At 74.9% G+C, this 12819-nt stretch carries 9 protein-coding genes; 8 read left to right on the forward strand and 1 reads right to left on the reverse strand.

All coding sequences use genetic code 11. The features are described from left to right. Positions 1-136: 136 nt before the first annotated feature. The 8 genes from IE99_RS0119025 to IE99_RS0119060 all read left to right on the forward strand — a co-directional run bounded on the left by IE99_RS0119025 (position 137) and on the right by IE99_RS0119060 (position 12267). Entirely contained in the window at positions 137-1177 is a 1041-nt protein-coding gene (locus IE99_RS0119025) for a LacI family DNA-binding transcriptional regulator (protein WP_030172282.1), read from the forward strand. After that, a complete protein-coding gene (locus IE99_RS0119030) occupies positions 1174-1881 on the forward strand; it encodes a (Fe-S)-binding protein (protein WP_030172284.1) in 708 nt (235 codons plus the stop codon). Before IE99_RS0119025 ends, IE99_RS0119030 begins: the two co-directional genes overlap by 4 nt. Before the next feature lie 44 nt (positions 1882-1925). Beyond that, positions 1926-3335 carry a LutB/LldF family L-lactate oxidation iron-sulfur protein gene (locus tag IE99_RS0119035; protein ID WP_211258867.1) on the forward strand — a complete coding sequence of 470 codons (1410 nt, stop codon included), beginning with the start codon at positions 1926-1928 and terminating at the stop codon, positions 3333-3335. Continuing rightward, on the forward strand, positions 3332-3949 hold the full coding sequence (locus IE99_RS0119040) for a LutC/YkgG family protein (protein WP_030172287.1): 618 nt from the start codon (positions 3332-3334) through the stop codon (positions 3947-3949). Before IE99_RS0119035 ends, IE99_RS0119040 begins: the two co-directional genes overlap by 4 nt. 50 nt (positions 3950-3999) lie before the next feature. Further along, positions 4000-5334, forward strand: coding sequence for a rhamnulokinase (locus IE99_RS0119045; protein WP_211258868.1), 1335 nt, complete (start codon positions 4000-4002; stop codon positions 5332-5334). 296 nt (positions 5335-5630) lie between these two features. Continuing rightward, the gene (locus IE99_RS0119050; protein WP_084219667.1) at positions 5631-8609 is read left to right on the forward strand and encodes a helix-turn-helix transcriptional regulator; all 2979 of its coding nucleotides are present in this window, start codon (positions 5631-5633) and stop codon (positions 8607-8609) included. Positions 8610-8739: 130 nt separating this feature from the next. Further along, the gene (locus IE99_RS0119055) at positions 8740-9831 is read left to right on the forward strand and encodes an alpha/beta hydrolase (RefSeq protein ID WP_030172293.1); all 1092 of its coding nucleotides are present in this window, start codon (positions 8740-8742) and stop codon (positions 9829-9831) included. A 3-nt stretch (positions 9832-9834) separates the two neighbouring features. Continuing rightward, positions 9835-12267: a GMC oxidoreductase gene (locus IE99_RS0119060; protein WP_030172296.1), complete on the forward strand. Its 2433-nt coding sequence runs from the start codon at positions 9835-9837 to the stop codon at positions 12265-12267. Between the two features lie 66 nt (positions 12268-12333). Here IE99_RS0119060 and IE99_RS0119065 read toward each other — a convergent pair whose 3' ends face one another. Beyond that, positions 12334-12798, reverse strand: coding sequence for an SRPBCC family protein (locus IE99_RS0119065; protein WP_030172298.1), 465 nt, complete (start codon positions 12796-12798; stop codon positions 12334-12336). Positions 12799-12819 lie beyond the last annotated feature (21 nt).

A 12819-nucleotide genomic window follows, 5' to 3' on the forward strand; every position in this document is an offset into this window, starting at 1 on the left:
CGCCGGAGACCGCTCCGGGTCCTGCCGACCGTCTCGCCGGAGGCCCGATCGGGGCTTGACACGTTTTAATCGATGTCCCAGAGTGAGCGGCGACACACCGCAGGCACACATCAGCGAACCGACCGGGAGCGGCCCAGTGAGCAGCAACGACACCGCGCGGCCGGTGGGCATCAAGCAGGTCGCCGCGCACGCCGGCGTCTCCCCCGGCACCGTGTCGAACGTCCTGAACCGCCCCGAGCGCGTCGCCGACGGCACCCGCGAGCGGGTCGAGCGCGCCATCGTCGAGCTCGGGTTCGTCCGCAACGGGTCGGCGTCGACCCTGCGCGCCGGGCACAGCAGCACGATCGGGCTGATGGTCCTCGACCTCGCCAACCCCTTCTTCACCGAGGTCGCGCGCGGCGTCGAGGACGTCGCGAGCGAGCGCGGCTACGCGGTGATCCTCGCCTCGTCCGGGGAGTCGGACGAGCGGGAGCAGCGCAACCTGCGGGTGCTCGCCGAGCAGCGGGTGCGCGGCGTCCTGCTCACCCCCGTCGGGGACGAGGGCGAGAACGCCGACCGGCTCCGGGACCGGGACGTCCCGGTCGTCCTGCTCGACCATCCGACGCCCCGCGCGAACCAGTGCTCGGTCGCCGTCGACGACGTCGCGGGCGGCGAGCTGGCGGCGGCGGAGCTGCTCGCGGGCGGCGCCCGCACCATCGCGTTCGTCACCGGCCCGCCGGGGCTGCGGCAGTGCGCCGACCGCCGCAAGGGCGCGCTGCGCGCGCTGAAGGCGGCGGGCCTCGGCCGGGACGCGCTGCGCGAGGTGCCGGTCGCCGCGATGAACGCGCGCGCCGGGCAGGAGGCGGCGGCGCGGCTGCTGGACGGGCCGCCGCCCGACGCGGTGTTCTGCGCGAACGACCTGCTGGCGCTCGGCGTGCTGCGCGTCCTGCTGCAGGCCGGGATGCGGGTCCCCGAGGACGTCGCGCTGATCGGGTACGACGACATCGATTTCTCGGCGGCTGCGGCCGTCCCGCTCAGCTCGGTGCGGCAGCCGACCTACCGGCTCGGCCGCATCGCGACGGAGCTGCTGCTGGAGGAGTGCGACGACGCGGGGGGCCACGCGCACCAGCAGGTGATGTTCCAGCCGGAGCTCGTCGTCCGGGAGTCCAGCCGGCGCGCGCCGGGGTCCGCCCGATGAGGATCGCCCTGTTCGTCACCTGCGTCAACGACACCATGTTCCCCGGCACGGGGCGCGCGATGGTGACGCTGCTGCGCAGGCTCGGGCACGAGGTCCTGTTCCCCGAGGCGCAGACGTGCTGCGGGCAGATGCACCTGAACACCGGGTACCGGAGGCAGGCGCGCGCCCTGGCGGAGGAGTTCCCGAAGGTGTTCGCGGGCCACGACGCCGTCGTGACGCCGTCGGCGTCCTGCGCGGCGACGGTCCGCGACTGGCATCCGCGGCTCGCGCCCGGCGCGGGCACGCCGCCCGTGTTCGAGCTGTCGGAGTTCCTCGTCGACGTCCTTGCGGTCACCGACGTCGGCGCCTACTACCCGCACCGGGTCACCTACCACCCCACCTGCCACTCGCTGCGGATGCTGCGGATCGGCGACCGGCCGCTGCGCCTCCTGCGCGCGGTGCGCGGCATCGACCTGGTCGACCTTCCGGACGCCGCCGAGTGCTGCGGGTTCGGCGGGACGTTCGCGCTGAAGAACGCCGACGTGTCCGCCGCGATGTGCGCCGACAAGGTCGCCTGCGTCGAGCGGACGGGCGCGGACGCGCTCTGCGCCGCCGACAACTCCTGCCTCATGCACATCGGCGGGACGCTCGCCCGGAACGGGGCGCGGGCGCGGACCGTCCACCTGGCCGAGATCCTCGCCTCCACCGAGGAGGACCCGTCGTGAGCGCCGCGCCGCCGCCGTCCCCCGCCATGCCGACCTATCTCGGCATGCCCGCGTTCCCGGACGCCGCGCGCCGCGCCGTCGCCGACGAGCGGCTGCGCGCCAACCTACGGCACGCCACCACCACGATCCGGGGCCGCCGCGCCGGCGCGGTCGCCGAACTGGACGACTGGGACGCGCTCCGCGAGGCCGGCAAGCAGATCAAGGACCACGTCCTGGCGAACCTCGGCCACTACCTGCGGCTGCTGGAGGAGAACGTCACGGCGGCGGGCGGCACCGTGCACTGGGCGCGGGACGCCGGCGAGGCGAACCGGATCGTCGCGGACCTGGTCAAGGCGACCGGCGAGACCGAGGTCGTCAAGGTCAAGTCGATGGCGACGCAGGAGATCGGCCTGAACGAGGCCCTCGCGGAGGAGGGCGTCACGGCCTACGAGACCGATCTCGCCGAACTGATCGTGCAGCTGGGCGACGACCGCCCGTCGCACATCCTGGTGCCCGCCATCCACCGGAACCGCTCGGACATCCGCGACATCTTCCTCGCGCGGATGGACGGCGCGCCGCGGGACCTCACCGATGAGCCCGCCGCGCTGGCGGAGGCCGCCCGGCGGCACCTGCGCGCCAAGTTCCTGTCCGCGAAGGTCGGGATCTCCGGGGTCAACTTCGCCGTCGCCGACACCGGGACGCTCGTCGTGCTCGAATCGGAGGGCAACGGCCGCATGTGCCTCACGCTGCCCGAGACGCTGATCTCCGTGATGGGCGTGGAGAAGGTCGTGCCGTCCTGGCGGGACCTCGAGGTGTTCCTCCAGCTGCTGCCCCGCTCGTCCACGGCCGAGCGGATGAACCCCTACACCTCCACCTGGACGGGCACGCACCCCGGCGACGGGCCGCGCGACTTCCATCTCGTCCTTCTCGACAACGGCCGGACGGCGACGCTCGCCGACGAGGTGGGGCGGCAGGCGCTGCGCTGCATCCGCTGCTCCGCGTGCCTGAACGTGTGCCCGGTCTACCAGCGCGCCGGGGGCCACGCCTACGGGTCGCCCTACCCGGGGCCGATCGGCGCGATCCTGTCGCCGCAGATCCGGGGCATCGGGTCGGACGTGGACGCGTCGCTGCCGTACGCGTCGACGCTGTGCGGGGCGTGCTTCGACGCCTGTCCCGTCGCGATCGACATCCCCGAGGTGCTGGTGCACCTGCGGGCGCGCGCCGTCGAGGACGGGCCGCGGCACCCCCTCGAGCGGGCGTCGATGACGGCCGCCGGCTGGGTGCTGCGCTCCCCCGCCCTGCTGCGCGCCGCGCAGCGCGCCGCGTCCGCGAGCCGCCGGGTGGTGGGCCGCGGCGGCCGGATCGGGCGCCTGCCCGGACCGCTGCGCGCCTGGACCGCGACCCGCGACGCGCCCGTCCCGCCGCCCGAGTCGTTCCGCCGGTGGTGGCGGCGGACGGACGGGGGCCGCGCGTGAACGCCCGCGAGGAGATCCTCGGCCGGATCGACGGGATCTTCCCGGCCCGCCCGGCGGCGGAGGTCGCCGCCGACCACGAGCGGATCGACCGCCGCTACCGGCGCGCCCACCACGGCGGCGGCATCGTCGACCTGTTCGCCGAGCGCGTCGCCGACTACCGCGCGACCGTGCTGCGCGCGGCGCCGTCCGAGGCGCCGGGGCTGATCGCGGAGCGGCTCGCGGCGCGGCCCGGCAGGTACGGCGTCCCGGCCGGCCTGCCCGCCGCGTGGGTCCCGGCGGCGGCGGCGATCGTACGGGACCCGTCCGCCGGCGAACTGGACGGGCTCGCGGGCGCCGTCACGGGCTGCGCCGCCGCGTTCGCCGAGACCGGCACGATCGTCCTCGACCACGGGCCGGCGCAGGGGCCGCGCGCCCTGTCGCTCGTCCCCGACTTCCACCTGATCGTCGTGCTGGCCGGGCAGATCGCGCCGGACGTCCCCGGCGGCCTGGAGCGCCTCGACCCGCGCCGGCCCCTCACGTTCGTGTCCGGACCGTCCGCCACGAGCGACATCGAGCTGGACCGCGTGGAGGGCGTGCACGGCCCCCGCACCCTGGAAGTGGTGATCGTCGCGTGACCGTGTCCACCTTCGGAGCCGTCGACCTCGGCGCCTCCAGCGGCCGCGTCATGGCCGGGAGCGTCGGCCCCGGCACGCTCGCGCTGGCGGAGGTCCGGCGGTTCCCGAACCGCCCCGTCCGGGTGAACGGCACCCTGCACTGGGACATCCTCGGCCTGTACGGCAACGTTTTGGACGGCCTGCGCGCCTGCCCGCCCGGCCTCGCGTCCGCCGGGATCGACTCGTGGGCCGTCGACTACGGCCTGCTGGACGAGCGCGGCGCCCTGCTCGGCAACCCCGTCCACTACCGGGACTCCCGCACCGACGGCGTCATGGAGCGCGTCCGCGCCGAGCTGGGCGACGACCTCCTCTACGGGACGTCCGGCCTGCAGTTCCTGCCGTTCAACACCCTCTACCAGCTCGCCGCGGACGACCTGTCCCGCGCGCGGACGCTGCTGCTCGTCCCCGACCTCCTCGCCTTCTGGCTGACCGGCGCGATCGGCGCCGAGCGCACCAACGCGTCCACGACCGGCCTGCTGGACGTCCGGGACGGCATTTGGTCGGCGCCGCTGCTGTCCCGGCTGGGCGTCCCGGCCGGGATCCTGCCGCCGATCATCGAGCCCGGCGCGCCGATCGGGACGCTCCGGCCGGACGTCGCGGCCGAGACCGGCCATCCCGGTCTGGCGGTGACCGCGGTCGGGTCGCACGACACCGCGTCCGCCGTCGCGGCGGTGCCCGCCTCCACGGACCGCTTCGCCTACATCTCCTGCGGCACCTGGTCGCTCGTCGGCGTCGAGCTGGACGCGCCCGTCCTGACCGCGGAGAGCCGCGCGGCCAACTTCACCAACGAGGGCGGCGTCGACGGCACCGTCCGGTACCTGCGGAACGTGATGGGGCTGTGGCTCGTGCAGGAGTCGCTGCGCGCGTGGGGCGGCCCCGACCTGCCGTCCCTGCTCGCGGAGGCCGCGCGCGCGCCCGCCCTGCGCTCCCTCGTCGACCCCGACGACCCGGAGTTCCTCCCGCCCGGCGACATGCCGACGCGGATCGCCGCGCACTGCCGCCGCCGCGGGTTCGCCGAGCCGCGCACCCCCGCCGAGACGCTGCGCGCGGCGTCCCGGCTGTCCGGCCGGGAGATCGACGTCGTCCACCTGGTCGGCGGCGGCAGCCGCAACGAGCTGCTGTGCCGCTTGACCGCGGACGCGTCCGGGCTGCCGGTCGTGGCCGGCCCGGTGGAGGCGACGGCGCTCGGGAACGTGCTCGCGCAGGCCCGCGCCGCCGGGGCGGTCGGGAGCCTGGCGGAGGCGCGCGCCCTGGTCGCGGCCACGCAGCCGCTCCGCCGCTACGAGCCGTCCGGTGATCCGGCCGCGTGGGACGCGGCCGAGGAGCGCCTGCGCGGCGAGCGCTGACGGCGGGGCGGCGAGCGCTGACGGCGGTATCCGCCACCGCCGCAGGGGGGCGGAAGGGATGGAGAACTGTGACCGGTGCGGAAGGTTTACCGTCCGCCGGTTGACACGCCGCGCCCGCCGACGGTTGATAGCACTGGAGCACGGAGGAGGACGAGAGGGAGATCGCGGGCATCCGGAATGCGTGTTGCCCGCCTTTATTGACGTTTCACCCGATAAGGTGATCCTTACAGTTTCGCGGGAATCGATCAGAACTCGATCACGGCGTATCGGCCGCCTGTCGCTGGTGGGGTGTGGACATGCGAGGTCCGGACGGCGCCGGCGCTCGACCCGGCCGCCCGCGGCCCGAGCCGGCCGAGCGGAGCGGGGCGGCGGGGCCGGGCAGGCTGGTGGGGCGCGGGGACGCGCTCGCCGCGCTCGACCGCGCCCTCGACACCCCTGGCTTCGGGTTCCTCGCGCTCGTCGGCGAGCCCGGCGCCGGGAAGAGCCGGCTGCTGAACGAGCTCGCCGACGGCGCCTCCGGCCGCAGGCTGCCCTGCCTCACGGGGCGCGCCGCCGAGTTCGAGCAGGAGATGCCGTTCGGCGCCGTCGTCGACGCCCTCGACGACCGCCTGGAGGAGCACGCCCCCGAGCTCGCGCCCGGCGCGATGCGGCTGCTCGGCGGCGTGTTCCCCGCGCTGTCCGACCTCGACCCGGACGCCGCGCCGCCGGCCGCGACCTCGCGGGTGGCGCGCTACCAGCTGCACCGCACCGTCCGGCACCTACTGGAGGAGCTGGCGGCGCCGCAGGGCGGCCTCGTCCTGATCCTGGACGACCTGCACTGGGCCGACGACGCCACGGTCGAGCTGCTCGACCACCTCGTCCGGCATCCGCCGCGCGCCCGGGTCCTCGCCGCCGTGGCGTACCGGCCCGCGCAGGCGTCGCCGCGGCTGGCCGCCCTGGTGGACGCGGCCGGGCCGCTCGGCACCCGCGTGCCCGTCGACCCGCTGACGCAGAGCGAGGTGGAGGAGTTCCTCGGTCCCGGTGTCGGCCGCTCGCGGTGCGAGGCGCTGTACAAGGCGTCCGGCGGGAACCCGTTCTACCTGGAGGCGCTGTCGCGGATGGCGCCGGACGCCGCGCCCGCCGCCGCGGACGGCACCGAGTGGCGCGACGGCGTCGCCGCCCTGCCGGAGGTGCCGCCCGCCGTCCGGACCGCGCTGCAGGTGGAGCTGAGCGCGCTGCCCGGCCCCGCGCTGCGGCTGGCGCGTGGCGCGGCGGTCGCCGCCAACGTGTTCGAGCCCGCGCTCGCCGCGGTCGCCGCCGAACTGGACCAGGGCGAGGCCCTCGCCGCGCTGGACGTGCTGACCGCGCACGACGTGGTCCGGCCGATGTCGGGCGGCCGGTTCCGGTTCCGGCACCCCCTCGTCCGGCACGTCGCGTACGCGTCGACGGCGGCGGGCTGGCGGTTCGCCGCGCACGCCCGGGTGTCGGAGCGGCTCGCGGAGCTGGGCGCGCCCGCCGCGGTCCGCGCGCACCACGTGGTGCGGTCGGCGCGGTTCGGCGACCTCGCGGCCATCGGCACGCTGGTCGAGGCGGCCCGCGCCGTCGCGATCCAGGCACCCGGCACGGCCGCCACCTGGCTGAAGTCCGCCATGGAGCTGCTGCCCGAGCACGGCGGCGAGCCCGGCGGCGACGGGCCCGACCGGCTGGAGCTGCTGCTGGAGCTCGCCCAGGTGCAGGCCGTCAGCGGCCGCGCCGAGGAGGGCCGGGAGACCGCGCGGACGCTGCTCGGCCTGCTGCCCGCCGGCGACACCGTGCGGCGCGCCCGGACCGTCCACATGTGCGCGGTGATGGAGCGCCAGCTCGGCCGCATCCACGAGGCGCGCGCGATCGTCCTGGACGAGCTGCGCCGCATCACCGACCGGCAGACGCCGGAGGCGGTGCTGCTGCGCATCCGCCTGGTCGCCGACCGGATCCAGCGGATCGACATCCGCGGGTCGCAGGCCGTCCTGGACACGATCCCCGAGAGCGCGCCCGGCTGGGGTCCGGGCCTGACCGCCGCGGTCGCGTCGATGCGCCCGATGGTGGCCTACGGCGCCGGGAAGATCACCGACGCGATCGCCTTCGCGGAGACCGCCGACCGGCTGTTCTCCGCCGCGTCCGACCACGACTTCGCCGACTGCCTCGACTGCGTGCTGTGGCTGGTGTGGGCGGAGGTGTTCCTCGGCCGGTACGAGAGCGCGCTGCGGCACGTGGAGCGGCTCATCGCGATCGCGCGGGGGCAGGGGCAGAGCTACATCCTCGGCTACATGCTGGCCGCGAAGGCGCGGATCCTCGCGCTGACCGGGCGGGTCGCGGAGGCCGCGGCGTTCGCGGACGAGTCCGCCGCCGTCGGCCGGGAGCTGCGCTCCCCCGAGGTCACGGCGTACGGGCTGAACGAGCAGTGCGTGATCGCCGGCTGGACCGGCGACCACGACCGGGCCGTCCGGCTCGGCGACGAGGCGGTCGCGCAGGACACCGGCTCCGGCGAGTGGTGGACGCGCATGGCGCACGTCGTGCGGGCCTGCGCCGTGATCGGCGCGGGCCGGCCGGACGAGGGCGCGGACGCGCTGGTCGAGGCGTGCGGCGAGGGCGTCGGCGCGCTCGACCTGAGCACGCTGGTGGCGAGCGCGGAGACCCTGGCGTGCCTGCGCGCCGGGCAGGACCGTGCGGACGCGGCGCGCGAGTGGGCCGACATCGCCGCCTCCCTCGCGATGCCGGAGCTGAGCGTGGACGTCGCGATGGCGCGGCTCGCGGAGGCGCACGCGCTGCGCTGCGTCGATCCGGAGCGGGCCGCCGCGGTGGCGGTGGCGGCGGCCGAGGAGCTGGCCGGGGCGGGGCGGCGGCCGGACGCGGGCCGCGCCGAGCTGACCGCGGGGATCGCCTACGGGGCGGCGGGCCTTCGCGCGCCCGCGCTGGAGCGGCTGCGCGCCGCCGGGGAGATCTTCGAGGCGTGCGGGATGACGGGCTGGCACGCGCAGACCGTCCGGGAGCAGCGGCGGCTCGGGGTGCGGGTGCCGGGGCCGGGCGCGGGCGTCCGGTCCGGCGGGAAGGCGGCCGAGAACCCGTTCGGGCTCTCGCCCCGCGAGCTGGAGATCGCCCGGCTGGTCGCGGAGGGCTGCTCCAACCAGAGGATCGCCGAGCAGCTGTACCTGAGCGTGCGGACGGTGGAGACCCATCTGTCCAGGGTGTTCGGCAAAATCGGGGTCACGTCGCGGGTCGGAGTGGCGACCGCGATGAACCGATCGAACGGTTCGTAAGTCTTATCCCTCGTATGCCGGGATTGAGAGTGGCGTACGGGGACCTGCGGTAAGTACGGGTTCTCCACGATGCCGGGTATCTCCCCATGTCCGGCAAGGTAGAGGCGGTCGGAACACCGAAGGGATCATCATGGGACAGCGGATCGCGCGCTTCACGCACGCGGGCGTCGCCGACGCGGCGATCTCCGTGCACCCCTTCGCCACGAGCGACGGCCTCGGCCTGGAGCTCACCCGGTTCCGGCGCGGCGGCGAGACCGCCGACGACGTCGTCCTGCTGGTCCACGGGCTGACGACGTCCAGCGACATGTACATCATGCCGGAGCACACGAACATCGTGAACTACCTGCACGATCACGGGTTCACCGACGTGTGGGCGCTGGACTTCCGGATGAGCGGCCGCTTCCCCTACGACACCGAGACCCACCGCTACACCCTCGACGACGTCGCGCGGCACGACCATCCGGCCGCCCTCGCCGAGCTGCGCCGGCACGTCGGGGACCGCCGGGTCCACGTGATCACGCATTGCCTCGGCTCGGTGTCGTTCGCGATGGCGCTGTTCGGCGGGACGGTCACCGGCATCGCGAGCATGGTCAGCAACAGCGTCGCCCTGACGCCCCGCACCAACACCTGGTCGAAGATCAAGCTCGGGCTCGGGCCGTCGCTCATGGAGTACGTCCTCGGCCCGCCGTTCGTCGACCCCCGCTTCGGGCACTCGCCCTTCATGACGCGCGGGTGGATGCTGTCGCGGGCCGTCTCGGCGTGGCACCGGCGCGGCTGCGGCCAGCCCGCCTGCCACATGCTCAGCTTCATGTGGGGCGGCGGCAAGCCGATCTACACGCACGGGAAGATGTCGCCGGTCACGCACGGCCGGCTGCCCGACCTGTTCGGCGCCGTCGGCCTGCACTACTACCGGCACATGTACAAGATGGTGAAGGCGGGACGGGCCGTCCGGTTCGACGAGCGGCACGAGGACCTGCCCGAGGACTACCTCGCGCGCGCCGCCGAGGTGGAGACGCCCATCCTGTTCCTCACCGGCGACCGCAACCACGTGTTCGCCGACTCCAACATCGTCTGCCACCGCACGCTGGAGGAGATCACGCCCGGCCTGCACGAGCTGGAGATCCTCGACGGCTACGGCCACCAGGACACCTTCATGGGCAAGGACGTCCACGAAGAGGTGTTCCCCCAGGTTCTGGACTTCTTGAAGCGGAAGGCGGGCTGACCGATGGAGCATGTCGGCGCCGTCGTCGTCGGGTCCGGGTTCGGGGGGGCCGTCGCCGCGTACCGGCTCGCCGAGGCGGGTGAGGACGTCGTCCTGCTGGAGCGCGGGCGGCCGTACCCGCCGGGCAGCTTCCCGCGCTCCCCGCACCAGATGGGGCGGGCGTTCTGGGACCCGGCCGAGGGCCTGTACGGGATGTTCGACGTGTGGAGCTTCGGCGGCTGCGACTCCGTCGTCGCGTCCGGGCTCGGCGGCGGCTCCCTGATCTACGCGAACGTGCTGCTGCGCAAGGACGAGCGCTGGTTCGTCACCGAGCAGCCGATGCCGGGCGGCGGCTACGAGTCGTGGCCGATCACCCGCGCCGACCTCGACCCGCACTACGACGCGGTCGAGCGGATGATGGGCGCGACGCCCTACCCGCTGGACCGGGCGCCGTTCAGCGACACCCCCAAGACCCATGCGATGCAGGACGCGGCGGCGGAGCTCGGGCTCGACTGCTCCCTGCCGCCCCTCGCGGTGAGCTTCGCTCCGCGGCCGGGCGCCGAGCCGGGGCCCGGCCTGCCGATCGTGGACGCCGGCTACGGCAACATCCACGGCGGCGGCCGCCGGACGTGCAAGCTGTGCGGCGAATGCGACATCGGCTGCAACGAGGGCGCCAAGAACAGCCTCGACCACACCTACCTGTCCGCCGCGGCGTTCCACGGCGCCGACATCCGGACGTCCCGGGAGGTCAAGGCGATCCGGCCGCGTCCGGGCGGCGGGTACGAGGTCGACTACGTCCACCACACCGACCTGGAGACGAAGAAGAGGCGCCTCCCGGTCGTGACGATGTCGTGCGACACGCTGGTCCTCGGCGCCGGCACGTACGGGACGACCTACCTGCTGCTGAGGTCGCGGGACGCGTTCCCCGGGCTGAGCGGCGCGCTCGGCACCCGGTTCTGCGGCAACGGCGACCTGCTGACGTTCCTGCTGAAGGCGACCGACCGCGAGCGGGTCCGCCCGCTGGACGCCAGCCGCGGGCCGGTGATCACCAGCGCGATCCGGCTGCCGGACGAGCTGGACGGCGTGCCCGGCGCGGGCCGCGGCGCCTACATCGAGGACGGCGGGTACCCGGCGTTCACCGACTGGATCGTCCAGTCCATGGACGTCGGCGGCGAGATCCAGCGCGCCGTGCGGTTCCTCTGGGAGCGCTTCACCGAGTTCTTCAAGGACGCCCCCGACACGAACGTGTCGAAGGAGCTGTCGGACCTGATCGGCGACGGCGCGCTGACCGTGTCGTCCCTGCCGCTGCTCGGCATGGGCCGCGACACCGCGGACGGCCGCCTCCGCCTGAAGGGCGGCCGGCTCGCCGCCGAGTGGTCGACCAGGACGAGCGAGGAGCACTTCGACCGGGTCCGCACCACGATGCGGGGCATCGCGGCCGTGCTCGGCGCGGAGTACCGGGACAACCCGATGTGGTTCGCCAAGCGCGTCGTGACCGTCCATCCGCTGGGCGGCGCCCCCATGTCCTCCCACCAGGACGAAGGCGTCTGCGACGCCTTCGGCGAGGTGTTCGGGTTCCCGGGCCTCTACATCGCCGACGGGGCGGCGATGCCGGGACCGGTGGGCCCGAACCCCTCGCTCACCATCGCCGCGCACGCCGACCGGATGGCGACGCGGCTGCTGGAAGGGGCGCCCGCCCGACGGCGTGCGGGCGCCGACGGATCCTCCTCCGCCCGGAGTTCGGGGGCCGGCCCGGAATCGGGGACCGGGCCGTCCGGGGCGGCGGGGCACGACTCGGCGTACGGGCCGGGCACGGGGTCCGGCGGAGACGCTCGGGGTGCGTCCACGCTGGTGTCCGGCCGTACGTCGCTGTCGTTCACGGAGGAGATGAAGGGGTCGGTCGCGTTCGGCGCGACCGACCCGCGGGAGGGCGAGCGGGCGCAGGGCCGGGAGCCGTGCGCGTTCCGGCTCACCATCACCGCGGACGACGCCGACCGCTTCCTGGCCGAGCCCGCGCATCTCGCGCGGGCGGAGGGCTGGGTCGAGGCCGCCGGCCTGGGGGGCCGGCGGCCGGTGACGGAGGGGTCGTTCAACCTCTTCGTCCCGGACGGCACCGCGGACGACCGCCGCCTGATGAAGTACCGGCTGTTCTTCACCGACGGCGAGGGCCGCCCGATGACCCTCGCCGGGGAGAAGAACGTGCTGCACGGTCCGCCGACGCGGATCTGGCCCGACACGTCCACGCTCTATGTGCGGATCCTGGCGGGCCATGTCGCGGAGGACGCGGAGGACGGGGCGCCCCTCGCGGGGGCGGGCGTCCTGCACATCCGGCCGACCGACTTCGCCCAGCAGCTCACGACGTTCCGGACGTCGGGGCCCGGCGGCGCGGAGGCGCTGCTGCGGTTCGGGCGGTTCTTCGCCGGGGAGCTGTGGGAGGTGTACGGCCCCGGCCGCTAGGCCGGGGTTTCGGGGGGCGTGGTCGTGCGGGCCGGGGGAACTGCGGGGTGCTCCCGGCCCGCACCTTCACGGGTGCGGGTCGCCGGCCGGCCGCGCGGGGCAGCCCGCGGGGCAGTGCTCGACGTGCGCGGGCAGCCAGCGGGTGAACATCTTCAGCATCATGCCGAGCGCGGGCCTCAGCAGCGGTCCGGTGCCGGGGATCAGCGGCTCGAACGTCGATTCCCAGCGGATGCGGGTCCCGGAGCCGGTGCTCTCGAGGTGGATGTCCGAGCGGTAGCGGCGGACGGGCAGCCCGGAGAGCGCGACGTAGGCGAAGTGCCCGTGCGGCTCGTACGCGACGGTCTGCTCCCTGGCGGGCCAGATCTGCTTGACCGACCCGACGCCGTACGGGGTGGTGTCGCCCTCGCGGACCTGCCGGGCCCGGGTGGGGAACCTCCCCCAGGCGCCCCACGCCTCGGGGACGGCGAGGTGCCGGAACAGCTCCTCGGGCGTGGCGGAGGAGGTGGCGGTGGAGCTGATCTCGTACGGCATGGCGCGACCCTAGCCATCGGC

Origin of the sequence: Spirillospora albida (genome assembly GCF_000718255.1) — a bacterium.
In the GTDB taxonomy this organism is placed as follows: Bacteria; Actinomycetota; Actinomycetes; order Streptosporangiales; family Streptosporangiaceae; genus Spirillospora; species Spirillospora albida.

Coding starts and splice junctions, on each gene's coding strand:
- IE99_RS0119030 (WP_030172284.1), top strand. CDS start 1,174: ATGAGGATCGCCCTGTTCGTCACCTGCGTCAACGACACCATGTTCCCC.
- IE99_RS0119035 (WP_211258867.1), top strand. CDS start 1,926: ATGCCCGCGTTCCCGGACGCCGCGCGCCGCGCCGTCGCCGACGAGCGG.
- IE99_RS0119045 (WP_211258868.1), top strand. CDS start 4,000: ATGGCCGGGAGCGTCGGCCCCGGCACGCTCGCGCTGGCGGAGGTCCGG.
- IE99_RS0119050 (WP_084219667.1), top strand. CDS start 5,631: ATGCGAGGTCCGGACGGCGCCGGCGCTCGACCCGGCCGCCCGCGGCCC.
- IE99_RS0119055 (WP_030172293.1), top strand. CDS start 8,740: ATGGGACAGCGGATCGCGCGCTTCACGCACGCGGGCGTCGCCGACGCG.
- IE99_RS0119060 (WP_030172296.1), top strand. CDS start 9,835: ATGGAGCATGTCGGCGCCGTCGTCGTCGGGTCCGGGTTCGGGGGGGCC.
- IE99_RS0119065 (WP_030172298.1), bottom strand. CDS start 12,798: ATGCCGTACGAGATCAGCTCCACCGCCACCTCCTCCGCCACGCCCGAG.